21 protein-coding genes are annotated in these 23,114 nt (G+C 71.0%); 11 read left to right on the forward strand and 10 right to left on the reverse strand.

The features are described 5' to 3' along the window. Positions 1–4: 4 nt before the first annotated feature. The 8 genes from DEJ48_RS16115 to DEJ48_RS16150 are packed head-to-tail and all read right to left on the reverse strand — an operon-like array spanning position 5 to position 6,768. Entirely contained in the window at positions 5–2,014 is a 2,010-nt protein-coding gene (locus DEJ48_RS16115; RefSeq protein WP_150216819.1) for an NADH-quinone oxidoreductase subunit L, read from the reverse strand. Next, on the reverse strand, positions 2,011–2,415 hold the full coding sequence (gene nuoK / locus DEJ48_RS16120; RefSeq protein WP_150216820.1) for an NADH-quinone oxidoreductase subunit NuoK: 405 nt from the start codon (positions 2,413–2,415) through the stop codon (positions 2,011–2,013). The genes DEJ48_RS16115 and nuoK overlap by 4 nt, the downstream gene beginning before the upstream one ends. Continuing rightward, the gene (locus DEJ48_RS16125) at positions 2,415–3,017 is read right to left on the reverse strand and encodes an NADH-quinone oxidoreductase subunit J (RefSeq protein ID WP_150216821.1); all 603 of its coding nucleotides are present in this window, start codon (positions 3,015–3,017) and stop codon (positions 2,415–2,417) included. Before DEJ48_RS16125 ends, nuoK begins: the two co-directional genes overlap by 1 nt. Then, positions 3,014–3,595 (reverse strand): NuoI/complex I 23 kDa subunit family protein, encoded by a 582-nt coding sequence (locus DEJ48_RS16130; protein WP_150216823.1) that lies wholly within the window; start codon positions 3,593–3,595, stop codon positions 3,014–3,016. Before DEJ48_RS16130 ends, DEJ48_RS16125 begins: the two co-directional genes overlap by 4 nt. Beyond that, positions 3,595–4,563: a complex I subunit 1/NuoH family protein gene (locus DEJ48_RS16135; protein ID WP_150216825.1), complete on the reverse strand. Its 969-nt coding sequence runs from the start codon at positions 4,561–4,563 to the stop codon at positions 3,595–3,597. Before DEJ48_RS16135 ends, DEJ48_RS16130 begins: the two co-directional genes overlap by 1 nt. Next, on the reverse strand, positions 4,560–5,756 hold the full coding sequence (locus DEJ48_RS16140; protein ID WP_150216827.1) for an NADH-quinone oxidoreductase subunit C: 1,197 nt from the start codon (positions 5,754–5,756) through the stop codon (positions 4,560–4,562). The genes DEJ48_RS16135 and DEJ48_RS16140 overlap by 4 nt, the downstream gene beginning before the upstream one ends. After that, entirely contained in the window at positions 5,753–6,388 is a 636-nt protein-coding gene (locus DEJ48_RS16145) for an NADH-quinone oxidoreductase subunit B (RefSeq protein ID WP_150216829.1), read from the reverse strand. Before DEJ48_RS16145 ends, DEJ48_RS16140 begins: the two co-directional genes overlap by 4 nt. Then, positions 6,379–6,768 carry an NADH-quinone oxidoreductase subunit A gene (locus DEJ48_RS16150; protein ID WP_150216831.1) on the reverse strand — a complete coding sequence of 130 codons (390 nt, stop codon included), beginning with the start codon at positions 6,766–6,768 and terminating at the stop codon, positions 6,379–6,381. The genes DEJ48_RS16145 and DEJ48_RS16150 overlap by 10 nt, the downstream gene beginning before the upstream one ends. 265 nt (positions 6,769–7,033) lie before the next feature. Between DEJ48_RS16150 and DEJ48_RS16155 the strand changes: the two genes are divergently transcribed. The 5 genes from DEJ48_RS16155 to DEJ48_RS16175 all read left to right on the forward strand — a co-directional run bounded on the left by DEJ48_RS16155 (position 7,034) and on the right by DEJ48_RS16175 (position 14,557). Then, a complete protein-coding gene (locus tag DEJ48_RS16155) occupies positions 7,034–8,227 on the forward strand; it encodes a sensor histidine kinase (RefSeq protein ID WP_150216832.1) in 1,194 nt (397 codons plus the stop codon). 339 nt (positions 8,228–8,566) lie between these two features. After that, positions 8,567–9,931, forward strand: coding sequence for a sensor histidine kinase (locus DEJ48_RS16160; protein ID WP_150216834.1), 1,365 nt, complete (start codon positions 8,567–8,569; stop codon positions 9,929–9,931). 376 nt (positions 9,932–10,307) lie between these two features. After that, a complete protein-coding gene (locus DEJ48_RS16165; RefSeq protein WP_317850956.1) occupies positions 10,308–10,967 on the forward strand; it encodes a response regulator transcription factor in 660 nt (219 codons plus the stop codon). A gap of 538 nt (positions 10,968–11,505) precedes the next feature. Beyond that, a complete protein-coding gene (locus DEJ48_RS16170; RefSeq protein ID WP_150216838.1) occupies positions 11,506–13,437 on the forward strand; it encodes a 2-oxoacid:acceptor oxidoreductase subunit alpha in 1,932 nt (643 codons plus the stop codon). Next, positions 13,430–14,557: a 2-oxoacid:ferredoxin oxidoreductase subunit beta gene (locus DEJ48_RS16175; protein WP_150216840.1), complete on the forward strand. Its 1,128-nt coding sequence runs from the start codon at positions 13,430–13,432 to the stop codon at positions 14,555–14,557. Before DEJ48_RS16170 ends, DEJ48_RS16175 begins: the two co-directional genes overlap by 8 nt. A gap of 37 nt (positions 14,558–14,594) precedes the next feature. Here the strand turns inward: DEJ48_RS16175 and DEJ48_RS16180 are convergent, their stop codons facing one another. Next, positions 14,595–14,966 (reverse strand): winged helix-turn-helix transcriptional regulator, encoded by a 372-nt coding sequence (locus DEJ48_RS16180; RefSeq protein WP_150216842.1) that lies wholly within the window; start codon positions 14,964–14,966, stop codon positions 14,595–14,597. Between the two features lie 101 nt (positions 14,967–15,067). Here DEJ48_RS16180 and DEJ48_RS16185 point away from each other — a divergent pair, with 101 nt between their 5' ends. After that, positions 15,068–15,943 (forward strand): SDR family oxidoreductase, encoded by an 876-nt coding sequence (locus tag DEJ48_RS16185; protein WP_150216843.1) that lies wholly within the window; start codon positions 15,068–15,070, stop codon positions 15,941–15,943. 169 nt (positions 15,944–16,112) lie between these two features. Continuing rightward, complete coding sequence (rarD, locus tag DEJ48_RS16190) at positions 16,113–17,099, forward strand: EamA family transporter RarD (protein WP_411757540.1); 987 nt, start codon at positions 16,113–16,115, stop codon at positions 17,097–17,099. 278 nt (positions 17,100–17,377) lie between these two features. Here the strand turns inward: rarD and DEJ48_RS16195 are convergent, their stop codons facing one another. Next, positions 17,378–18,988, reverse strand: coding sequence for an MFS transporter (locus tag DEJ48_RS16195; RefSeq protein WP_150216846.1), 1,611 nt, complete (start codon positions 18,986–18,988; stop codon positions 17,378–17,380). Positions 18,989–19,144: 156 nt separating this feature from the next. Between DEJ48_RS16195 and DEJ48_RS16200 the strand changes: the two genes are divergently transcribed. The 4 genes from DEJ48_RS16200 (at position 19,145) to DEJ48_RS16215 (ending at position 23,036) form a co-directional block, all read left to right on the forward strand. Next, a complete protein-coding gene (locus tag DEJ48_RS16200) occupies positions 19,145–19,579 on the forward strand; it encodes a winged helix-turn-helix transcriptional regulator (protein ID WP_150216848.1) in 435 nt (144 codons plus the stop codon). Positions 19,580–19,735: 156 nt separating this feature from the next. Further along, positions 19,736–20,188: a VOC family protein gene (locus DEJ48_RS16205; protein ID WP_150216850.1), complete on the forward strand. Its 453-nt coding sequence runs from the start codon at positions 19,736–19,738 to the stop codon at positions 20,186–20,188. A 5-nt stretch (positions 20,189–20,193) separates the two neighbouring features. Then, complete coding sequence (locus tag DEJ48_RS16210) at positions 20,194–21,813, forward strand: hypothetical protein (RefSeq protein ID WP_150216851.1); 1,620 nt, start codon at positions 20,194–20,196, stop codon at positions 21,811–21,813. A gap of 260 nt (positions 21,814–22,073) precedes the next feature. Further along, positions 22,074–23,036 carry a M28 family metallopeptidase gene (locus tag DEJ48_RS16215; RefSeq protein ID WP_150221210.1) on the forward strand — a complete coding sequence of 321 codons (963 nt, stop codon included), beginning with the start codon at positions 22,074–22,076 and terminating at the stop codon, positions 23,034–23,036. Positions 23,037–23,114 lie beyond the last annotated feature (78 nt).

Here is a 23,114-nt window from a genome sequence, read left to right on the forward strand (position 1 = left end):
CTGCTCACGCTCCGGCGGTGGCGACGAGGACGGCGGCGACGGCCAGGACGACCGTGCCTGCGAGCAGCGCGCTCAGGTAGGTCTGCACGTTGCCGGTCTGTGCGCGGCGGACGGCCGCGCCGAGCCAGCGGGGTGCGGCGCCGGCACCGCGCACGTACGTCTCGACGACCTCGCGGTCGAGGAAGCGGACCAGGCTCGCCGCGGCGCGGACGGGGCGTACGAAAAGGGCGGTGTAGACGGCGTCGAGGTGGAAGCCGGCTGCGGCGTGCCGGTGCAGCGGGCCGAGCAGCAGGCGGCCGGGGTCGGCCGGGTCCGGTGCCGAGGCGACGTCTCCGTACGCGGGCGTGTGGGTGGCGATGGCCTCCACCTCGACCCGGGCGCCGTCGCCGTCCGGGGTCGCGGCGACCGCGCCCATCGGGACGCGGGCGGCGAGCGCCGTGGTGTGCCGCCACGCGCCGTAGGTGACCAGGCCGCCGACGAGCGCGACACCCGTGCCCAGTACGGAGGTGGTGAGCGTCGGTGCGAGCGAGTGGCCGTCGAACCAGTCCGGCAGCGTGCCGACGGCGAGACCGAAGACGAGGGAGGGGACCGCGAGCACCCAGAGCACGGCGGTCATGGCGAGGGGCTGGCGCCCGTGGTCGGGGGCCTGCGTCCCGCGGCCGTGGAAGGCGAGCAGCCACAGGCGCGTCGCGTAGGCGGCGGTGAGGAGGGCGGTGAGCAGACCGGCGACGAGGACGATCCAGCCCGCCGCGGTGGGCACCGCGTCGGCGTGGCCGGTGGCCGTGTGCTCGGCGGCGCCGAGCACCGCCTCCTTGGAGAAGAAGCCGCTGAACGGCGGGATCGCGGCGAGCGCGAGGAGCGCCACGGTCATCGTCCAGTACGCGTCGGGGATGCGGTCGCGCAGGCCACCCATGCGGGACATGGCGGCCAGCGAGTTGGTGCCGGCGGCGTGGATGATCACGCCCGCCGCGAGGAACAGGAGCGCCTTGAAGGCACCGTGCGACAGGAGGTGGAAGACGGCGGCGCCACGGTCGCCGACGGCGAGGGCGCCGGTCATGTAGCCGAGCTGACCGATCGTCGAGTACGCAAGGACGCGCTTGATGTCGTCCTGGGCGAGCGCGGCGAGGGCCGAGCCGGCCATGGTGACGGCGGCCATGACGGCGAGGACGACCAGGGCCGCGCCGGAGAGGGCGAAGACGGGGAGGAGCCGGGCCACGAAGTAGACACCGGCGGCGACCATCGTCGCGGCGTGGATCAGCGCGGAGACGGGCGTGGGGCCCGCCATCGCGTCGGGCAGCCAGGTGTGGAGCGGGAACTGCGCCGACTTGCCCGCGACGCCCGCGAGCAGCAGCAGGGCGATCAGGGTCGGGTGGTCCAGGCCGTTGTCCGCGACCGTCGACAGGATCGTCGTGATGCGGAAGGAGCCGGTGTCGGCGGCGAGCGCGAACAGGCCGATCAGGAAGGGGACGTCGCCGAGCTTGGTGACGAGGAAGGCCTTCAGGGAGGCGGCGCGCGCCTCGGGGGTCTCCCAGTAGTGGCCGACCAGGAAGTACGAGCAGATGCCCATGATCTCCCAGCCGACCAGGAGCACCATCAGGTCGCCGGAGTAGACGACGAGCAGCATCGCGGAGGTGAAGAGGGAGACGAGGGAGGCGTACGAGGGGTAGCGCGGGTCCTCGCGGAGGTAGCCCGTCGAGTAGATCTGCACGCATGACGCGACGACGCCGACCAGGACGGCGACGAGGGCGGCGAAGCCGTCGATGTGCAGGGCGAGCTCGATGGGGACCGAGCCGGTCGGGGTGAGCTCGGTGGCGGCGTCGACCGGGGCCGTTCCGCCGCCGGTGCCGCCGCCCTGACGGACCGCCACGAGCACGGCGAGCAGGAGTGCCGTCAGCGTGGGCAGTACGGCGAGGGGGCGTACGAGACCGGGGACGCGCCGGCCGAGGAGCAGGCCCGCGGCCGCGCCCAGGAACGGAAGGAGGGGGACGAGGACGGCGAGGGTGGTCGTGGTCACGCGGTGGCCTCAGCCTTCTGCGCCGGTGTGGCCTCTGCGTCGGTGTCGGCGGCGGCGCCGGTATCACCGTCGCCGGGATCGTCGTCCGGGTGTTCGGCGGTGTCGCGGAGGTCGTCGACGGCGGAGCTGCCGCGGTTGCGGTAGACCGCCAGGACGATCGCGAGGCCGATGCCGATCTCGGCGGCGGCGATGGCGATGGTGAAGAGCGTCAGGGCCTGGCCGGAGTGGAGGGAGTCGCGGAGCCAGACGTCGAAGGCGACGAGGTTGAGGTTGACGGCGTTGAGCATCAGCTCGACGGACATCAGGACCAGGATCGCGTTGCGCCGGGCGAGCACGCCGTACAGGCCGACGCAGAAGAGGAGGACGGCCAGAACCGCGGGGTAGGCGAGGTGGAGGTGCATCAGTTGTTCTCCTCCTGGTCCTGGGTCTGGTCCTGGGCGGTGTTCTTGCGGGACAGGACGATCGCGCCGACGAGGGCGGCGAGGAGGAGGACCGAGAGGGCTTCGAACGGGAGCACCCAGTGCCGGAAGAGGATCGATCCGGTCACGTCGGTGGAGCCCTGGGCCGCGCCGTCCAGGTCGATCACCGTGGTGCGGAACGCGTCCACGACGACCCAGACCAGGGCGACCGCGGCGACGAGTGCCACCGCGAGCGCGACCGGGCGGTTGCCCGAATCGGCCTCCGGGGAGCGGCCGATCGGGGCCCGGGTGAGCATCAGTCCGAAGAGGAGGAGGACGACGACGGATCCGACGTAGATGAGGACCTGGACCCAGGCGATGAACTCGGCGGTCAACAGGAGGTACTCGACGGCGAGCCCGCCGAGCGCGACCACCAGCCACAGTGCGGCGTGCACCAGCTGCCTGGTCGTGACCGTGATGACGGCCGCGCCGAGGGTGACGAGGCCGACCAGGACGAAGGCGATCTCGACGCCCGTCGGGGACAGGAAGCCCTTGGTTTCGGCGGCGAGCGTTTCGGCGGCGACCGCTCCAGCGGCGATGTTCACGACTCCTCGCCCTTCGACTCGGCAGCGGCCTCGGCCTCGGCTGCGGCCAGTTTCTCCGCCGCCTGCGCCTTCTCCGCTGCCTTGCGGGCGGCGGCGAGTTCCTTCGGTTCCTCGGCGGCGGGGTCAAGGGCGGGCGGGGCCGGGACGGTCCACATCCACTCGCGGAGCTTGTCGCGCTCGTGGGTGAGTTCGTGGATGTCGGTCTCGGCGTACTCGAACTCAGGCGACCAGAAGAGGGCGTCGAAGGGGCAGACCTCGATGCAGATGCCGCAGTACATGCAGAGGGCGAAGTCGATGGCGAAACGGTCGAGGACGTTGCGGCTGCGCTCGCGTCCGCCGGGGGCGGCGGGCGGGACCGTCTCCTTGTGGGAGTCGATGTAGATGCACCAGTCGGGGCATTCACGGGCGCAGAGCATGCAGACCGTGCAGTTCTCCTCGAAGAGGCCGATGACGCCGCGGGTGCGGGGCGGCAGTTCGGGCTGGTGCTCGGGGTACTGCTCGGTGACGGTCTTCTTCGTCATCGTGCGCAGGGTGACGGCGAGGCCCTTGGCGAGGCCCGAGCCTGGGATCGGGGGCATCAGTTGATCGCCACCTTCACGATTCCGGTGAGCGCGATCTGCGCGAGGGCGAGCGGGACGAGGAGGGTCCAGGAGAGCTTCTGGAGCTGGTCCTCGCGGAGACGGGGGTAGGACACGCGCAGCCAGATCACGACGAAGGCGAGGACGGCCGTCTTCAGCAGGGTCCAGACCCAGCCGAGGCCGTCGGCGCCCCACGGTCCGTGCCAGCCGCCGAGGAAGAGGACGGTGGTGAGACCGCACAGGACGACGATTCCGGCGTACTCGGCGAGGAGGAAGAGAGCGAAGCGCAGGCCCGTGTACTCGGTGTAGGCGCCGAAGATGATCTCGGAGTCGGCGACCGGCATGTCGAAGGGCGGGCGCTGGAGTTCGGCGAGGCCAGCGACGAAGAACACGAGCGCGCCGACGATCTGCCAGGGCAGCCACCACCACTCGAAGGCGTCGACGATGCCGGGCAGCGAGACCGTTCCTGAGGCCATCGCGACCGAGGCGGCGGCGAGCAGCATCGGGAGCTCGTACGCGAGGAGCTGGGCGGCGGTGCGGAGGCCGCCGAGGAGGGAGAACTTGTTGGCGCTGGCCCAGCCGGCCATGAGCGAGCCGAGTACGCCGACGCCCATCACCGCGAGCACGAAGAAGATGCCCGCGTCGACGACCTCGCCGACCGCGCCCTCGTCGGGGCCGATCGGGATGGCGATCAGGACGAGGAGGTAGGGCAGCAGGGCGATCGCGGGCGCGAGCTGGAAGACGCGGCGGTCGGCCTCGGCCGGGACGACGTCTTCCTTCTGGGCGAACTTGACGCCGTCGGCCACGAGTTGCGCCCAGCCGTGGAAGCCGCCCGCGTGCATCGGGCCGAGGCGGCCCTGCATGTGGGCCATGACCTTGTGCTCGGTCTGGCCGATGACGAGGGGGAGGACCAGGAACACGACGAAGACGATGACGAGGCGCAGGGCGACGTCGAGGGCGTCGTTCACTCGGTGCCTCCGGTGTTTCCGGCGTCTCCGGTGTCCCCGGATTCTCCGGATTCGTCGGATTCCCCGATGCGGGGGGTCTCAGGGTCTGTTGTGGGCTTCGGGGCTGGTTCCGGGGCTGGTTCCGGGGCCGGAGCCGGGGCTGGCTCCGGGGTTCCGTTCGGCTTCGGCTCCTGTTCGGGGCGTGGCTGGTCCGGGGCCTCGAACGCCGGGCGGGCGTGGTGCCACGGGGCGTCGGACTTCGTTTCCGGGGTCGCCTTCGGGGCGGGGGCCGCCGGAGCCGGGGTCGTCGGGGCCGGGGGCTCCGAGGGCGTCGGGTCCGGGGGTGCCGTTCGTTGGGATGCCGAGCCCTGGCTCGCGCTGCGCGTACGGCGCGCGGGACGGGCCGGGGCCTCCGGCTGCGGGGCCGTGCCGGGCTGCGCGTCCGGGGTTGCCGCTGGTTGTGCGGATTGCGTCTGCGCTTCGGGCGGCGTCTGCGCTTCGGGCGGCGTCTGCGGCGCCTGGCTCGCCGAGCCCTGGCTGACCGAGCGGGTCCTGCGGGGTGGGCGCTCACCCGCACCCGCGCGAGCACCGGCACCCGCACCCGCCGCCGCCCGGCCCGCGCCACGGGCCGGGCGGGCCGGGGCCGCCGGGAGCTGGCCCTTCAGCGGGCCCCACTCGTTCGGGTCGGGGACGCCGGGGGGCAGCATCTGGCGGCGCTTGGGGCCGCCGTGCTCCGACTCGCCCGGCTCCTTGGCGCCCGGCCAGGCCTTGGCGACCCGGGCCGCGAGCACGAAGTCCTTGCGGAGGGGGTGGCCCTCGAAGCTCTCGGGCAGGAGCAGCGGGGTCAGTCCGGGGTGGCCCTCGAACGTCACGCCGAACATCTCGTGGGTCTCGCGCTCGTGCCAGGCGGCGCCCGCGTACACGTCGACCGCGGAGGCGAGCACCGGGGCGTCGTGGGCGACCGTCGTACGGACGAGGAGGCGGCGTACGGGAGAGAGCGCGACCACGTGGGCGGCGACGCGGAAGCCCGTGCCGGGTTCGTCGACCGCGCTCAGCCAGTCGAAGTAGGTGCAGGCGAGCGTGGTGCGGGCGGTGTTGAGGGCCGTGATCCAGGAGGCGGCGGGGACGTCGACCGTCAGGACGTCGTACGACTCCTCGGCCGTGGCCTCCGCACCGAAGAGCTCCTCGACGGGGCTCGGCAGCCAGCCGGTCATGCCGTGCCCTCCCCCGGCGCGGGCGGCCGCACGAGGCCGCTCTGCAGCGCGGCCGCCGAGGGGCGGGCGCCGGAACCGTTCCCGTACCGCTCCCCCAGCGACTCCTGCGCGATCTTCTCCTGAAGCTTGAGGATGCCCTGGAGCAGCGCTTCGGGGCGGGGCGGGCACCCGGGGACGTACACGTCGACCGGGATGATCTGGTCGACGCCCTTGGTCACGGAGTACGAGTCCCAGTAGGGGCCGCCGCAGTTGGAGCAGGCGCCGAAGGAGATGACGTACTTCGGCTCGGGCATCTGCTCGTAGAGGCGCTTCACGGCGGGCGCCATCTTGTCCGTGACCGTGCCGGACACGACCATCAGGTCGGCCTGGCGCGGCCCGGGCGCGAAGGGGATGACGCCGAGCCGGATGAAGTCGTGCCGCGCCATGGACGCGGCGATGAACTCGATGGCGCAGCAGGCGAGGCCGAAGTTGAAGACCCAGAGGGAGTACCGGCGGCCCCAGTTGAGGACCACCTTCATCGGCTCGGGGGCGAGCCGGGCGAGCGCGCCCAGCCTCTTCGGCTCGGGGAGGAGTACGGGCTTGGACGCAGGCTGCGGCACGGGCTGCCCGTCGGTGTCCGGGGTCACGTCCACGTCAGGACGCCCTTCTTGTATGCGTACAGCAGGCCCACGGCGAGGAAGCCGAGGAAGATGAACATCTCCACGAGCGTCGTCGCGCCGTAGCCGGGCGCGGCGAAGATCGTCGCCCAGGGGAAGAGGAAGATCGAGTCGACGGCGAAGATCACGTAGAGGAACGCGTAGACGTAGTAGCGGACCTGGGTGTGGGCCCAGCCCTCGCCGACGGGGTCGACGCCGCACTCGTACGTCAGGAGCTTCTCCGGGGTGGGCACCACCGGCCGCAGCAGCCGCCCCGCGCCGAAGGCCACTGCGACGAACAGCACGCCGACGACGGCGAGCAGTCCGACGACGGAGTACGACTGGTAGTAGCTCGCCGCGACGTTCGTCACAGGCACGTCAGCCCCTCACTCCCTGAACTCCTTGACCTTCCTGGCCCTTTTCGACGATCTGTACGCACGGGAGTCTAGGGCCTGCTAAAGGTTCGGTAAGCAGATGCGTCACGCATCGGTCACCCCGGGGTGGATCATCCACCGGAGGGGCATCCACCGGGGCGGGGTTGTTCACCGGGGTGGGGTTGTTCGGCGAGGTGGGGTTATCCCCCGGCTGTCCGGGCGGCCGCCCTCATGGCGCCGCGGCGGCGGGCCGGGCACCCTAGCGCGTATGACCGCACGCACCACGCCTCTGCACGACGACCGGCCACCGCCCGCGCGCTTCGCGTACGACAGGCACACCTGGAAGGAGATCGCCCACCTCCTGGTGAACCTGCCGATGGGGATCGTCGGGTTCGTCTACACGGTGGCCGTGCTGTCCGTCGGCACCGCCCTGACCGTGACCGTGGTCGGTCTGCCGCTGCTCGCGATGGGGCTGCTCGGCGCGCGCCTCCTGGGCAGGGCCGAGCGGGCGCGGGCCAGGAAACTGCTGGGCCTGCAGGTGGACGAGCCGAGCCCGATGCCGGGGCAGCGGGGGCAGAGTTACCTCGGGCGGCTGTGGTCGAACCTGAAGGACCCGGTGGGCTGGCGCACCATGCTGTACGGGTTCATCCGGCTGCCCTGGGGCGTGCTGACCTTCACCGTCGTCGCCGTCGGACTCTTCGTGCTCTGGCCGGTGCTGCCCTTCATCGTGCGCGGGCTCACCAACGCGGACCGGGCGATGGTACGCGGACTGCTCTCCCCCTCCGACGAGTTGGAGCGGCGGATCGCCGAACTGGAGTCCGACCGGGGCGTGGTCGTGGACACCGCGGCCGCCGACCTGCGCCGCATCGAGCGCGATCTGCACGACGGCGCGCAGGCCCGCCTCGTCGCCCTCGCCATGGGACTCGGCCTCGCCAAGGAGAAGCTCCTGGAGGACCCCGACGCCGCGGCCTCCATGGTCGACGAGGCGCACGGCGAGGTGAAGCTGGCCCTGCAGGAACTGCGCGACCTGGCCCGCGGCATCCACCCCGCCGTCCTCACCGACCGCGGCCTGAACGCCGCGCTCTCCTCGGTCGCGTCGCGCTGCACGGTGCCGGTCAAGGTGACCGCCGACCTTCCGGCACGCCCGGCGGCGGCCATCGAGGGCATCGCGTACTTCACGGTCTCCGAGCTGCTGCAGAACATCAGCAAGCACAGCGGGGCGAGGAGCGCGAGCGTCGACGTCTGGCGGGCGGACGAGCGGCTGCTCATCCAGGTCTGGGACGACGGACGGGGTGGGGCGCGGCTCGACGGCGGTACGGGCATGGCGGGGCTTGCCGACCGGCTCGGCGCGGTGGACGGGCTCTTCGTTATCGAGTCGCCCGAGGGCGGCCCCACGACGATCACGGCGGAGCTGCCGTGGCGCGACCGCGCGACGGACGCGGCGCCCGGCCTGCGCAAGTAGCGGGAGCCGGCCTCGGCGTCGCGGGGTGCGGAGGCGTCGCGGGGCCCGGGGGTCTCGGAGGTCCCGCAGGTCTGGGAGGCCCTGGAGGTCTCGGAGCTCCCACAGGTCTCCGCGGTCCCGCGCAGCCCGAAGGTAGGGAAAACCCCCGGTTCGAGACGCCGACCGGCTCCATGGCCCGGGACCGCCGCAGCGACGAGGCTGTAACCACGGCGGCCGGGCGGCCGCACATATGCAGGCTCGGACATACACAGCCTCGGCTGTACACAGGCTCGGGCTATACACAAGCTCAGCTATACGCAGACAGATATACGCAGACAGACCCAGAAACGGACGGCAGCGATGGCCACGGACTACGGACAGGGGTACACGCACATGGACCGGCCGGACTTCCGGGGAACCGACGTCGAGGAGCGGCGCCGCCACCGGCTGCCCGCCGGACTGCGCGCCCCCGTCGAGGCCCGCACCTGGCGGGAGTTCGGCTACACCATGCTGAGCCTGCCGATCGGCATCACGTCCTTCGTCTTCGCCATCACGATGCTCTCGCTCGGCGTGGGCCTGCTGATCACCTTCATCGGCATCCCGGTGCTCGCGGCCGGTCTCGCCGGCTGCCGCGGCATCGGGGCCCTGGAGCGGACGCGGGCGCGCGGCCTGCTCGGCCTCGAGGTCGCGTCGCCGGAGCCGCTGCGCCCCAAGGGCGGCGGTCCGATGGCGCTCATGGGCGCGGTCCTCAAGAGCGGCGCGTCCTGGCGGCACGTCCTCTACTCGCTGCTGATGCTGCCGTGGTCGGTCTTCTCGTTCTCGGTGGCGATCGTCTTCTGGGCGTACGGCTGGCTGATGCTGACGTACCCGCTGTGGTTCTGGCTCTTCCCGATGTACGGAGGACAGGACGGCATCCAGCTGTACGGCGGGGACGACGGGCACCGCATCTACCTGGACAACCCCTTCGAGATCGGCATCACGGCCGCGACGGGCCTCCTTGTCACGCTGGCCACCCCGTGGATCCTGCGGGCCCTGACGACCGTGGACCGCGTGCTGGTGTACGGGCTGCTCGGCCCCTCGCGGCTCGCGACCCGCGTCGTCGAGCTGGAGTCGGACCGCGGCGTGGTCGTGGACACGGCCGCCGCCGACCTGCGGCGCATCGAGCGCGATCTGCACGACGGCGCGCAGGCCCGCCTCGTCGCCCTCGCCATGGATCTCGGCCTGGCCAAGGAGAAGCTGGCGGAGGACCCGGAAGCGGCGGCGCGCATGGTGGACGAGGCGCACGGCGAGGTGAAGGTGGCACTCCAGGAGCTGCGCGATCTGGCCCGCGGCATCCACCCCGCCGTCCTCACCGACCGCGGCCTGGACGCGGCGCTGTCCTCGCTGGCGGCCCGCTGCACGGTGCCGGTCCACGTGGAGGTGGACCTGACAAGCCGCCCCGCGGCGGCCATCGAGGGCATCGCGTACTTCACGGTCTCCGAGCTGCTGCAGAACATCAGCAAGCACAGCCGCGCCAAGGCCGCGGGCGTCGACGTCTGGCGGGCCGAGAACCGGCTGATGCTCCAGGTGACCGACAACGGGACGGGCGGCGCCGACGTCTCGGCGGGCTCGGGCCTCGCGGGGCTCGCGGAGCGGCTCGACGCGGTCGACGGGATCCTGGTGGTCGACTCGCCGATGGGCGGACCGACGACGGTCACGGCGGAACTGCCGTGGCGCCAGGCGTAGGGCCGGCCCCTGGCCCTGAGCGAAATCGCGCGGGCCCCGACCGGGGCCTGAGCGAAACCACGCCTCCCCCGACCGGGGCCTGAGCTGAGCCCTGCCCCGGCCCTGGGCCTGGCCCCCCGTGACCCCACACCCACCGATGCCCCCCCGAGCGCGACCAAGGACGCCCCGCAGCGACCGGTCCGGCGAGCGAGCCCGTGGGTCCGGGCGGATCGCGCGATACTGAGGTGCCAAGTGTTCGGCGCCGAACGGTCGGCGCCACGTGTCCGGCCGGCACCACCGCCGTCGCGCCGGACGCGGACCAGACAAGCGCGCCGGGGGGCCAAAAGTGCCCGGGGGGCGAGAAAAAGTGCCGGGGGGCCAAAAAGTGGAGGACAAAGTGCGGGTGGTCATCGCCGAGGATTCAGTGCTGCTCAGGGAGGGCCTGACCCGGTTGCTGACCGACCGCGGGCACGACGTGGTCGCCGGTGTGGGAGACGCCGACGCCCTGATCAAGACGATCACCGATCTCGCCGCGCAGGACACCCTGCCCGACGTGGTCGTCGCCGACGTCCGGATGCCGCCGACCCACACCGACGAGGGCGTTCGTGCCGCCGTGTACCTGCGTCACCAGCACCCCGGTCTCGGGGTCCTGGTCCTTTCGCAGTACGTCGAGGAGCAGTACGCCACCGAACTGCTCGCCGGGTCGAGCCGCGGCGTGGGCTATCTGCTCAAGGACCGGGTCGCCGAGGTGCGGGAGTTCGTCGACGCCGTGGTGCGCGTGGCGGACGGCGGCACGGCGCTCGATCCGGAGGTCGTGGCCCAGCTCCTCGGCCGCAGCCGCAAGCAAGATGTGCTCACGGGGCTTACTCCGCGCGAACGCGAGGTACTCGGCCTCATGGCCGAAGGAAGGACCAACTCGGCGATCGCCCGGCAGCTCGTGGTGAGCGACGGCGCCGTCGAGAAGCACGTGAGCAACATCTTCCTGAAGCTCGGCCTGTCGCCGAGTGACGGGGATCACCGCCGCGTGCTTGCGGTCCTCACCTATCTCAACTCATGAATAACTGACACTCTGTCAAATGCGCGGGAACCAGCGGAATCCGTCGGTCCGGGGCTGTGGCCACAGCCCCGGTCGGGCACCGCTGGAGCCCGGGTCGGGTGCCGTCGGACCCCCTGTCAGGGCCATCAGGGAGCCCCGCCGGACACGCCCGGGACCCTCGGCGCATCGCCTGGAGCACGGCGCGACCAACGGCATCAGGAGTGCCGTCGGCGACGGAACGAGGAACGGGATCAGGAGCGGGATCAGCAGAAGCCACGGAGAGTGACTGATCGTCGCAGGTGGCCGGAGACGGTCGGATTCGGCCGGAAGCAGGTCCCGGGGAAGCAAGTCCTAGAACCAAAGGATGAGCGGGGAGCGTCATCCATGAAGGACCAGGGGGCGAGGCAAACCATGGCAAACCAGCGCAACGCGGTGTCTCAGAAGTGCATCCACCATGCGAACAACCCCAGGAAGGCGACCCTTACAGACGTAGGGTGGACCTTGGGAGCGCCGGTCGTCCCGGCGATCCGCTCAGTCGCCTCGAGGGAGGTCCAGTTCAGTGACCAGCCAGGTCAGTAGCCAAGCCGAGCAGGCCGACGGGGCTGTCGTCGGAGAGCAACGCAAGCCCGCAGGTGACAAAGACGTGCGGCGTCTGGACCGGGTGATCATCCGCTTCGCGGGGGACTCCGGTGACGGTATGCAGCTCACGGGTGACCGGTTCACCTCGGAGACGGCGTCCTTCGGCAACGACCTGTCGACGCTGCCCAACTTCCCCGCCGAGATCCGCGCGCCCGCAGGAACACTGCCGGGCGTGTCGTCTTTTCAGCTGCACTTCGCCGACCACGACATCCTGACGCCGGGCGACGCACCGAACGTACTGGTGGCGATGAACCCGGCGGCACTGAAGGCCAACATCGGTGACGTGCCGCGCGGCGCCGAGGTCATCGTGAACACCGACGAATTCTCCAAGCGCGCCATGCAGAAGGTCGGTTACGCCACCTCCCCGCTGGAGGACGGCTCCCTGGACGGCTACAGCGTGCACCCGGTGCCGCTGACCACGCTGACCGTGGAGGCCCTCAAGGAGTTCGACCTCTCGCGCAAGGACGCGGGGCGCTCGAAGAACATGTTCGCGCTCGGACTCCTTTCGTGGATGTACCACCGGCCGACCGAGGGAACCGAGAAGTTCCTTCGAGCCAAGTTCGCCAAGCGCCCGGAGATCGCCGAGGCGAACATCGCGGCGTTCCACGCGGGGTGGAACTTCGGCGAGACCACCGAGGACTTCGCGGTCTCGTACGAAGTCGCCCCGGCCGCGCAGGCGTTCGCGACCGGCACCTACCGCAACATCTCCGGGAACCTGGCGCTGTCGTACGGCCTGATCGCGGCGGGGCGACAGGCGGATCTCCCCCTCTACCTGGGCAGTTACCCGATCACCCCGGCCTCGGACATCCTGCACGAGCTGTCCAAGCACAAGAACTTCGGCGTGCGGACCTTCCAGGCGGAGGACGAGATCGCGGGCATCGGCGCGGCGCTGGGAGCCGCGTTCGGCGGGTCCCTCGCGGTGACGACGACGTCCGGTCCCGGCGTGGCGCTCAAGTCGGAGACCATCGGCCTGGCCGTCAGCCTCGAACTGCCGCTGCTGATCGTGGACATCCAGCGCGGCGGGCCGAGCACGGGTCTGCCGACGAAGACCGAGCAGGCCGACCTGCTCCAGGCGATGTACGGGCGCAACGGCGAGGCGCCGGTGCCGATCGTGGCGCCGAAGACCCCGGCGGACTGCTTCGACGCGGCGCTGGAGGCGGCCCGGATCGCGGTGACGTACCGGACGCCGGTGTTCCTCCTTTCCGACGGCTACCTCGCCAACGGCTCCGAGCCCTGGCGCATCCCCGAGGTCGACGAACTGCCCGACCTCCGTGTCCAGTTCGCCTCCGGGACCAACCACACCGAGGCCGACGGCACCGAGGTCTTCTGGCCGTACAAGCGCGATGCGCAGACCCTGGCCCGTCCGTGGGCGATTCCGGGCACGCCGGGCCTGGAGCACCGTATCGGCGGCATCGAGAAGCAGGACGGCACGGGCAACATCTCGTACGACCCGGCCAACCACGACTTCATGGTCCGCACCCGACAGGCCAAGGTCGACGGAATCGCCGTGCCCGACCTGGAGGTCGACGACACCGGCGGGGACGCCGACACGCTGGTCCTCGGCTGGGGTTCGACGTACGGGCCGATCACCGCGGCCGTCCGGCGGCTGCGCGCCGCGGGTGAGTCCGTCGCGCAGGCCCATCTGCGCCACCTCAACCCGTTCCCGCGGAATCTGGGCGACGTCCTCGCGCGTTACGACAAGGTGGTGATCCCCGAGATGAACCTCGGTCAGCTCGCCACGCTGATCCGGGCGCGCTATCTGGTGGACGCCGTCTCGTACAACCAGGTCAACGGAATGCCGTTCAAGGCCGAGCAGCTCGCCACGGCTCTCAAGGAGGCCATCGATGGCTGACACGAAAACGGCCGGGTCGGAGGGGACCGGGAGCACGATCGAAGCGCTTTCCCTGGTGCCCAAGGCCGACGCCCAGCAGTCCATGAAGGACTTCAAGTCCGACCAGGAGGTGCGCTGGTGCCCCGGCTGCGGTGACTACGCCGTGCTGGCCGCGGTGCAGGGCTTCATGCCGCAGCTGGGCCTGGCGAAGGAGAACATCGTCTTCGTCTCGGGCATCGGCTGCTCCTCCCGCTTCCCGTACTACATGAACACGTACGGGATGCACTCCATCCACGGCCGCGCCCCGGCCATCGCCACCGGCCTCGCGTCGTCGCGGCGGGATCTGAGCGTGTGGGTGGTCACTGGTGACGGCGACGCGCTGTCCATCGGCGGCAACCACCTGATCCACGCCCTGCGCCGCAACGTGAACCTGAAGATCCTGCTGTTCAACAACCGGATCTACGGCCTCACCAAGGGGCAGTACAGCCCCACATCGGAAGTCGGCAAGATCACGAAGTCGACGCCGATGGGGTCGCTCGACGCGCCCTTCAACCCGGTCTCGCTGGCCATCGGCGCCGAGGCGTCGTTCGTGGCCCGCACGGTGGACTCCGACCGCAAGCACCTCACCGAGGTGCTGCGCGCGGCCGCCGAGCACCCCGGCACCGCGCTCGTGGAGATCTACCAGAACTGCAACATCTTCAACGACGGCGCCTTCGAGGTCCTCAAGGACAAGCAGCAGGCGGAGGAGGCGGTGATCCGCCTGGAGCACGGGCAGCCGATCCGCTTCGGCGGTGGGGGCACCTCCCGCTCGAGCGAAGCCGAGAGTGGGGGAGGCTCGAAGGGTGTCGTACGCGACGCGGTGACCGGCGACCTGAAGGTCGTCGCCGTCACGCCGGAGAACGAGGGCGACATCCTGGTCCATGACGCGCACTCCACGTCGCCGACCACGGCGTTCGCGCTCTCCCGGCTCGCCGACCCGGACACTCTGCACCACACGCCGATCGGCGTCTTCCGCAACGTCGAGCGCCCGGTCTACGACACGCTCATGGCCGACCAGCTCGACACCGCCATCGAGCAGAACGGCAAGGGCGACCTGGCCGCGCTGCTCGCGGGCGGCGACACATGGACGGTCGTCGGATAGTCCGCCCCTGTCTGGTGCGAAGCCCGGTCCTGAGCCTTCAGGACCGGGCTTCGTCGTATGCCCGCCGGGCCTCCTGAACGTCGTCCATGCGCCGTGCCGTCCAGGCCGAGAGGGCCCTGACCTGCGCCGCTGCCTCACGGCCGAGCTCCGTGAGGGAGTAGTCGACGCGGGGCGGGATGACCGGCTTGGCGTCGCGGTGCACGAGGCCGTCGCGCTCCAGGGTCTGCAGGGTCTGCGCCAGCATCTTCTCGCTGACGCGACCGACGTGCCGCCGCAGCTCGCTGAACCGGTACGAGCGCTCCTCCAGGGCGAGCAGGACGAGGACGCCCCACCTGCTCGTCACATGCTCCAGGACGAGCCGATGGGGACACATCTCCTCACCCGCGACGTTCCAGGTACTTACATTCATGCCAGTACCTTACTTTGAAGTGGGTACTTTCGGAAAGTTAGCGCTAATCCTAGGGTGGGTGGCAGATCGAACGAAGCGCCACCCACCAGGAGATTCCAGACATGAGCATCGTCGTCACCGGAGCCACCGGACACCTCGGCCGTCTCGTCATCGAGGGGCTGCTCGCCGCTCAGGTCCCCGCCGGGGACATAGCCGCCGTCGTGCGCGACAAGGGCAAGGCCGCCGACCTCGCCGAGCGCGGCATCGAGCTGCGCATCGCCGACTACAGCGCCCCCGAGACCCTGACCGGCGCCTTCGCGGCCGGCGACCGGGTCCTGGTGATCTCCGGCAGTGAGGTCGGGCAGCGCGTACCGCAGCACCGCGCGGTCGTCGACGCGGCGAGCGCGGCGGGCGTCGCGCTCCTCGCGTACACGGGCGTCCTCGGCGGCCCCGACGCCGACTTCGACCTCGCGGCCGAGCACAAGGTGACCGAGCAGCTCATCCTCGACTCCGGTCTGCCCTACACGTTCCTGCGCAACGGCTGGTACCACGAGAACTACACCGAGCACCTCGCCCCCGTCCTGGAGCACGGCGCCGTCGTCGCCTCCGCGGGCGAGGGCCGGGTCGCCTCCGCCTCCCGCGCCGACTACGCCGAGGCCGCCGTCGCCGTCCTGACCGGCGAGGGCCACGAGGGCCAGGTGTACGAGCTGAGCGGCGACGTCGCGTGGAGCTTCGCCGAGTACGCCGCGGAGGTCGCCGCCCAGAGCGGCCAGGCCATCTCGTACGCGAACGTCCCCGCCGAGCAGCACCTCGCCGTACTGACCGGCGCCGGACTCCCGGAGCCGCTGGCCGCGGTCCTCGTCGACGTGGACGCGGCGGTCGCGCGGGGCCGTCTGGCCGGGACGACCGGGGAGCTGGCGCGGCTGATCGGCCGCCCCACGACGCCGATCTCCGAGGCCGTCGCGGCGGCGCTCGAAGGCCTGAACCACCGGTCATGACTGTCTCCCGTTTACGGGCATGACAGGCGGGGGCTCGCGGCGCTACCTTCAGTGCGGCAGCAGTGGGACTGCCGCGCATCGAGGAGGAGCCGTGGACAGCGGAGCAGCCGGAACGCCGGAGAAGAGCGAGCAGCGCGTCGGGCTGTTGAACGGCTTCGCCGCCTATGGGATGTGGGGCCTCGTCCCCCTCTTCTGGCCGCTCCTCAAACCGGCCGGCGCCGTCGAGATCCTCGCCCACCGGATGGCCTGGTCCCTCGTGGTGGTCGGCATCGCGCTGCTCTTCATACGCCGCTGGGACTGGGCACGCGAACTGCTCCGCCAGCCGCGCAGGCTGGGCCTGGTGACGATCGCCGCGGCGGTCATCACCGTCAACTGGGGCGTCTACATCTGGTCCGTGAACTCCGGCCACGTCGTCGAAGCCTCCCTCGGCTACTTCATCAACCCGCTGGTCACCATCGCCATGGGCGTCCTGCTCCTCGGCGAGCGGCTCCGCCCGGTGCAGTGGGCGGCGGTCGGCGTCGGCTTCGCCGCGGTCCTCGTCCTCGCGTTCGGCTACGGCAGGCCGCCGTGGATCTCCCTCACTCTCGCCTTCACCTTCGCCACGTACGGCCTGGTGAAGAAGAAGGTCAACCTCGGCGGCCTGGAGTCCCTCGCCGCCGAGACCGCCGTCCAGTTCCTGCCTGCCGTCGGCTACCTGGCGTGGCTCGCCACACAGGGCGACATCGTCTTCGGCACGCAGGGCGCGGGGCACGCGGCGCTGCTCGCGGCCACCGGCGTGGTGACCGCCGCGCCCCTGGTCTGCTTCGGAGCGGCGGCGATCCGCGTCCCGCTTTCCACGCTGGGGCTCCTCCAATACCTCGCTCCCGTCTTCCAGTTCCTCCTCGGCATCCTGTACTTCCACGAGGCCATGCCTCCCGAGCGCTGGGCCGGCTTCGCCCTGGTCTGGCTCGCCCTCTCCCTCCTGACCTGGGACGCCCTCCGCACGGCCCGCCGCAACGCGTCCCGCCTCACGGCGGCGCGGGTGGCGGCGGCGGTGGCGGCGGCCGAGGCCGCGGGCCCCGCGGAGCGGCTGGACCAGGAGCGGCGCGGGGAGCGGGACGAGCGGGGCAAGCCGAACGAGCAGGGCAAGCCGGATGAGCGGGAGGCGGCGGTCTGACGGGGTGGGGCGGGCCGTCTGCTGCCCCGGGGGCTTGGGCGCATGCGTAGGCGTAAGCGTAGGCGTAGGCGTAGGGATCGGTTCCGCTTGTCGCGCGGGGTTACGGGGGTGCGGTGAGTGGTGCTCGGTGCCGCGGTGAGTGGTGCTCGGCGCCGCGGTATATGGGCGTACGGCGCCGGGTGAGTGGCGCTCGGCATCGCGGTACGTGGGCGTACGACACGACGGTGAGAGGGCGCACGGCACTGCGGTGTGTGGTCGAACGGCGCCGCGGTGAGTGGCTATCGGGCCTCGCACGGCGGTGAGGCCGTCGGCGACTCCGGGGCACCGCTTCGTGGCCGACTTAGGGCACCGATTCGTGGCCGATCCGGGTCCCCGCTTCGCGGGCGGTCCGGGGCGTTGTGTGACCGGCTCCGGTTTGGTGCGGGTGCGGGCCGGGCTTCTTCCGCCGTCAGTCCCGCCGCCAGAGCCTCCGCCTCCGCCGACCCCACCGTCCCCCTCCCCTCCTTCCGCACGCCGCCCATCGCGACCACCACACCCACCACAGCCATCACCAACGGCACCACCAGCGCCACGCGGAACGCGCTCAGATCCACCCCTTCGCCTCCGTCCGCTCCCCCACCCGCCTTGGCCAACCCGTAGACAGCCGTCACTGCCGATATGCCGATCGCGGCCCCGAACTGTGAGGCGGTCTGGAGCAGCCCGCTCGCCAGGCCCTGCTCCTTCTCCGGCACGCCGTCCGTCGCGGCGATCATCTGCGGGCCGAGCGTCAGCGCGAAGCCGGTGCCCGCGAGGAGCAGCGTCGGGAACATCGCCAGGTACGGCCAGTCCGCGCCGACCGGCAGGAACAGCGCGTACGCCACCGCCGCCATCACGAACCCGCCCAGGATCACGCGCCGGTCGCCGAACCTCCGGACCAGGCGCGGCGTGAGCGTCGGCGACAGGAAGACGTCGCAGCCCAGCACGATCATCGCGACGGCGGTCTGCCACGACGACCAGCCTCGTAATTCCTGGAGGTAGAGCGTCAGGACGAACTGGAAGCCCATGAAGGCCCCGAGGTAGAGCAGTGCTCCCGCCCCGGCCCGTGCCACGGACCCGGTACGGAGGATCCCGAGCCGCACCAGCGGATCGTCCGTACGCCGCTCCACCCGCACGAAGAAGACACCCAGCACCAGTCCCGCGACCACCGCGCCGAGCGTCAACGGCCAACCGGAGAGGCCGTGCTCCAGCCGCACGACGCCGAAGGCGAGCAGCAGCATGGCCCCCGCCACCGTCGCCGCCCCCGGCAGATCGAACCGTCGCGCCACACGCGGTGCGGCAGCGCCGGCCTCGTCGTCCCGCTTCGGTATGAGCCGGAGGCCCGCCACCAGGATCACGCCCGCGAAGAACACCGGCGTGAAGAACACCCACTGCCAGCCGATCTCGGTGAGCAGCCCGCCGACGACCAGGCCGAGCGAGAACCCGCCCGCGGACGTCCCCGCGAAGATCAGCAACGCTCTGTTCCGCTCGGGCCCCTCCTCGTAGGAAGTGGTGATGATCGACATCGCCGCCGGCGTCATGAACGCCGCGGCCACCCCGGTCACGAACCGCGCCACGACCAGCATCCAGCCCTCTGTCGCGAAGCCTCCGAGCCCGGAGAAGACCATGAAGACGACCAGCCAGGCCAGGAACATCCGCCGCCTGCCGAGCAGATCGGCCGCGCGACCGCCGAGCAGGGTGAACCCCGCGTACCCGAGGACGTACGCACTGATCACCCACGCGGCCGTACCCGTCGAGAGCCCCAGGTCGGACCTGATCTCCGGGATCGCTATCGCCAGCATCGCGATGTCGATGCCTTCGAGGAAAATCGTGCCGCAGAGGACGAGCAGCAACGCCCAGGCACGTGCACTCATGGCAGAACTCCTTTGCAGGCATGCGGAGATGGCGGCGGCTGCCGCGGCCGTGGCGGTAGCCGTAGCCGTCATAGCGGGCAGCCGCGAACGTGGTTACGACTGTGAGGGTCGGTTCCCTCTTGTAACCACTGGCATCCTGCGACAGCATCGAGAACCGTGGAAGAAGGCACTTCAAAGTCACTGACTAACCTCCCGGGCACCGTGGACTACGGCGAAGCCGATCCTTTTCAGTGGGACACCCGCGAGGACTGCCAGGTGCGGCAGATCCTCGACCGGGTGGCCGACAAGTGGTCGTTGTTGGTCATCGCGCTCTTGGACCGCCGCCGCCTGCGCTTCACCGAACTGCGGCGCGAGATCGACGGCATCAGCCAGCGGATGCTGACGGTCACACTCCGGCAGCTGGAACGCGACGGCCTCGTGAAACGCACGGTGCATCCCGTCGTCCCGCCCCGGGTCGAGTACGAACTCACCCCGCTCGGCGGCACCTTGCACCACACGATCCAGGCCCTGGTCTCCTGGACGGAGGAGCACCAGAACGAGATCGCCGCAGCCCGTGCCGACTACGACGCGCGGGCCACCGAGGACGGTTAGGCCGGTCCGGATCTCCGCGCAAATCCAGAGTGACGCCTGAGCCGCCGTCGCACGATCCGGGATCACCCCGAGCCGGCCCTCAATCTGGCCCTAGGTGGCGGCCGTTCACCGCGAAATACATGCAGGGGGCCTGCGTAACCGTTATAACTGGTTACCATGACCACCCTGCATTGGAAGCTCGTCATCGACGCCGCCGATCCGCATGACCAAGCCGTTTTCTGGGCCGAGATGTTGGGCTACGAGGTCGAGGACAACAGCGCGCTGATCGAACGCCTCCTCGGTCTCGGCGCCGCTCCTGAGGCCGCGACGCTGGAGTTCCGCGGCCGTCGCGCCTGGCGTGACCTGATCGCCGTCCGACACCCCGACGACCCGTACGACGAGGCGAGCGGCACGGGTCTCGGCCGCCGGATCCTGTTCCAACGCGTGCCCGAGCCCAAGACCGGCAAGAACCGGCTCCACGTCGACGTGCACAGCGAGCCGGGGACCCGTGACGACCAGGTGGCCCGCCTTGAGGCACTGGGCGCCGCCGTGGAACGGCACGTCAAGGAGCCGGGGGGAGAGTGGGTGCTCATGACGGACCCGGAAGGGAACGAGTTCTGCGTCCACTGAGACAGGTGAGCCCACTGGGACCGGTGGGCCGTCGCACGGCACCGCAGTCACGCGCCCACCTGTTGCGCGCCCACCACCTCCTCCTGGGCGTCTGCGGCGCCTTCGCCGCGCTGTCCCTCGTCCTCGTACCGCTCGCCCTGCCCCTCGGCTGGGACGAGACCGTCTATGCGAGCCGTTTCTCGCCGTGCGCCCCCGCCACACCCTTCAGCGCGCCCCGCACCCGGGGCGTGCCGTTCCTCATCGCGCCGGTGGCGGCCTGGAGCGACTCCGTCGTGCTGCTCAGGGTGTGGCTGACGCTGCTCGCGACCGCCGCCCTCTACCTGGGGTTCCGTCCTTGGGTACGACCCCTCGGGCGCCCCTCCGCGGCCGCGGTCGCCGCCGCGCTCTACGGCGGACTGTGGTTCGTGCTCTTCTACGCGAGCGCGGCGATGCCCAACCACTACACCGCCATGGGCGCCGTCGGGGCGGTCGGGCTCTTCCTGCGGTCGCGCCAGTCCCCCATGACCCGCGCCGGAGTCTCGGGCGGCCTCGCCCTGGCGACCCTGATGCGACCCAATGACGGTCTCGCCCTCGGCGTACCCCTCTTGGCCGCCGCCCTGCTGGTGCCGGCCTGGCGGGGGTGGAGCCGCGTCCTCGCTGTGCTCGGTGGGCTCGTGGCAGGCGCGCTGCCGTGGATCGTCGAGGCGTACGTCCGGTTCGGCGGAGTCGGCGCACGGCTGGCGGAGGCCAGTGAAGTTCAGGGGGACCTGCGCCCGCTGCTCTCCGTCGTCCATCACCTCACCGTCATGGACGGGCCGCTCCTCTGCCGCCCTTGCGACAGCGACTCCATCCGCCCGCTCTCGGCGGAGTGGTGGCTCGTGCTGCCCCTACTGGTGGCGGTGGGGCTCTGGAGTGCGCACGGCGGAAGTCGACGTACGCGCCTTGCGACTCGCGAGGCACGTCGTACGGATCGCGAGGCACGTCGTATGGGGCGTGAGGTGCACCGCATGGCTCACGAGGCGCATCCAGAGCTCCGTAACGGACCTCCGCAGTCGGCCGACACCACGCCCCTGCGCGCGTGCCTGCTGGCCGCCGTCACCGCCCTGTCCGTCGCCCTCCCTTACCTCGTCCTCGTCCCCTACGCCGCCCCGCGCTTCCTCGCCCCCACCCACGCTCTGCTCGCCCCGGCCGCGGCCCTTGGTCTGCTCGCGCTCGTCGACGTCGCCCGCGCGTCCCGTCGGCCGCGTATCGGCTTCGCCGCGCTGGGGCTGGCCCTCGCCGGACATCTCGCCGTCCAACTCCCCCTCGCCCACAGCAACGCCGGGATCCAGGCGGGCGCTCGCGGCGACTGGGCCCGGGTCGCCGAAGTCCTGCACGAACACGGCGTCGGAGCGGGCCCCCGCAACGACCGGTCCTCCCGATCCTCCCGGAGCGGAACGCCCCCTCCCTGCGTCTTGCGAGGCAACACCTCGGTCATCCCCGTCGCCTACGCAACGGGCTGCGCACCCGGCCGCACCGGCGACCCGCGCCGCCCGACCGCCCTGGTCCTGCGCGAAGCGGAACCTCCGCCATGGGCCCGCTCCTGGCCCCACCACCGCGTGCCCGACACGTACGCGCCCGGATGGGTCGTCCACGTACGCCCGTGAACGCCGACCGCACGGCCACGCGCCATGCCCGGCACGCCCGCCACACACAGCACACCGCACGCACCGCACAGCGCACCGCACACCTAGCACCCCACACGACGCACGCTATCCGGAACCCCATGCCCGGTTTGCGGTCTTGACGTCACCTCAGTCCCACCCGCACCATCAGGCAACTCCGAACTCGTGTGCCACTCGCAGCCCCAACCCACCTGCGACGCGCACGAGTTCGCATGACCACCACGGAAACCGGAGCCCCCCACATGAAACTCTCCGTTCCCGGACGTACCGCCGCGGCCGCAGCCATAGCCGTCGCCGGACTCCTGACGACCACCGCGATATCCAACGCGGCCCCCGCCCCCGAGGCGGCGGCGACCCCCAAGGCGGCCGCCGCCCCCGACATCTCCGTCGACAACGTCAAGGCCCACCTCGCCGACCTCCAGTCCGTCGCGGACGCCAACGGAGGCAACCGGGCACACGGCAGCGCCGGGTACAAGGCGTCGATCGACCAGCTGAAGAAGAAGCTCGACGCCGCCGGTTTCACCACCTCCGTCCAGGAGTTCACGGCAGGAGGCGAGACCGGCTACAACCTGATCGCCGACTGGCCCGGCGGCGACGACGGGCAGGTCGTCATGGCGGGCGCCCACCTCGACAGCGTCTCCGACGGCCCCGGCATCAACGACAACGGATCCGGCTCGGCCGCCATCCTGGAGACCGCGCTCACCGTGGCCCGGGAGAAGTACCAGCCCACCAAGCACCTGCGCTTCGCATGGTGGGGCGCCGAGGAGATCGGCATGGTCGGCTCCTCGCACTACGTCGACAGCCTGGCCGGCGGCGACCGTTCAAAGATCAGCGCCTATCTGAACTTCGACATGCTCAGCTCCCCGAACGCGGGTTACTTCGTCTACGACGACGACCCCACGATCGAGAAGACCTTCAAGGACTACTACGCGGGCAAGAACGTCGCCACGGAGCCGGACGACGAGGGCGACGGACGCTCCGACCACGCACCGTTCCAGCAGGCGGGTGTGCCGGTCGGCGGGCTGTTCAGCGGCGCCGAGACCACCAAGTCGGCCGAGCAGGCGCAGAAGTGGGGCGGGACGGCGGGAGAGGCGTTCGACAAGTGCTACCACTCGTCCTGCGACGGTGTGTCGAACATCGACGGAACCGCACTCGACCGCAACAGCGACGCGGTCGCGTACGCGGTGTGGGGGCTCTCTTCATAGACAACGCCCACTCCGTGAAGGGAGCCGTCTCGTGAGCAGCACCCCCTAAAGGGAGCCGCCTCCCTAAAAGGAGCCGCC

It is taken from the genome of Streptomyces venezuelae, from assembly GCF_008642315.1.
GTDB classification, from domain to species: Bacteria; Actinomycetota; Actinomycetes; order Streptomycetales; family Streptomycetaceae; genus Streptomyces; species Streptomyces venezuelae_D.

Coding starts and splice junctions, on each gene's coding strand:
- nuoK (WP_150216820.1), bottom strand. CDS start 2,415: ATGCACCTCCACCTCGCCTACCCCGCGGTTCTGGCCGTCCTCCTCTTC.
- DEJ48_RS16215 (WP_150221210.1), top strand. CDS start 22,074: ATGAAACTCTCCGTTCCCGGACGTACCGCCGCGGCCGCAGCCATAGCC.
- DEJ48_RS16205 (WP_150216850.1), top strand. CDS start 19,736: ATGACCACCCTGCATTGGAAGCTCGTCATCGACGCCGCCGATCCGCAT.
- rarD (WP_411757540.1), top strand. CDS start 16,113: ATGTGGGGCCTCGTCCCCCTCTTCTGGCCGCTCCTCAAACCGGCCGGC.
- DEJ48_RS16130 (WP_150216823.1), bottom strand. CDS start 3,595: ATGCCCCCGATCCCAGGCTCGGGCCTCGCCAAGGGCCTCGCCGTCACC.
- DEJ48_RS16140 (WP_150216827.1), bottom strand. CDS start 5,756: ATGACCGGCTGGCTGCCGAGCCCCGTCGAGGAGCTCTTCGGTGCGGAG.
- DEJ48_RS16160 (WP_150216834.1), top strand. CDS start 8,567: ATGGCCACGGACTACGGACAGGGGTACACGCACATGGACCGGCCGGAC.
- DEJ48_RS16175 (WP_150216840.1), top strand. CDS start 13,430: ATGGCTGACACGAAAACGGCCGGGTCGGAGGGGACCGGGAGCACGATC.
- DEJ48_RS16180 (WP_150216842.1), bottom strand. CDS start 14,966: ATGAATGTAAGTACCTGGAACGTCGCGGGTGAGGAGATGTGTCCCCAT.
- DEJ48_RS16195 (WP_150216846.1), bottom strand. CDS start 18,988: ATGAGTGCACGTGCCTGGGCGTTGCTGCTCGTCCTCTGCGGCACGATT.
- DEJ48_RS16185 (WP_150216843.1), top strand. CDS start 15,068: ATGAGCATCGTCGTCACCGGAGCCACCGGACACCTCGGCCGTCTCGTC.
- DEJ48_RS16155 (WP_150216832.1), top strand. CDS start 7,034: ATGACCGCACGCACCACGCCTCTGCACGACGACCGGCCACCGCCCGCG.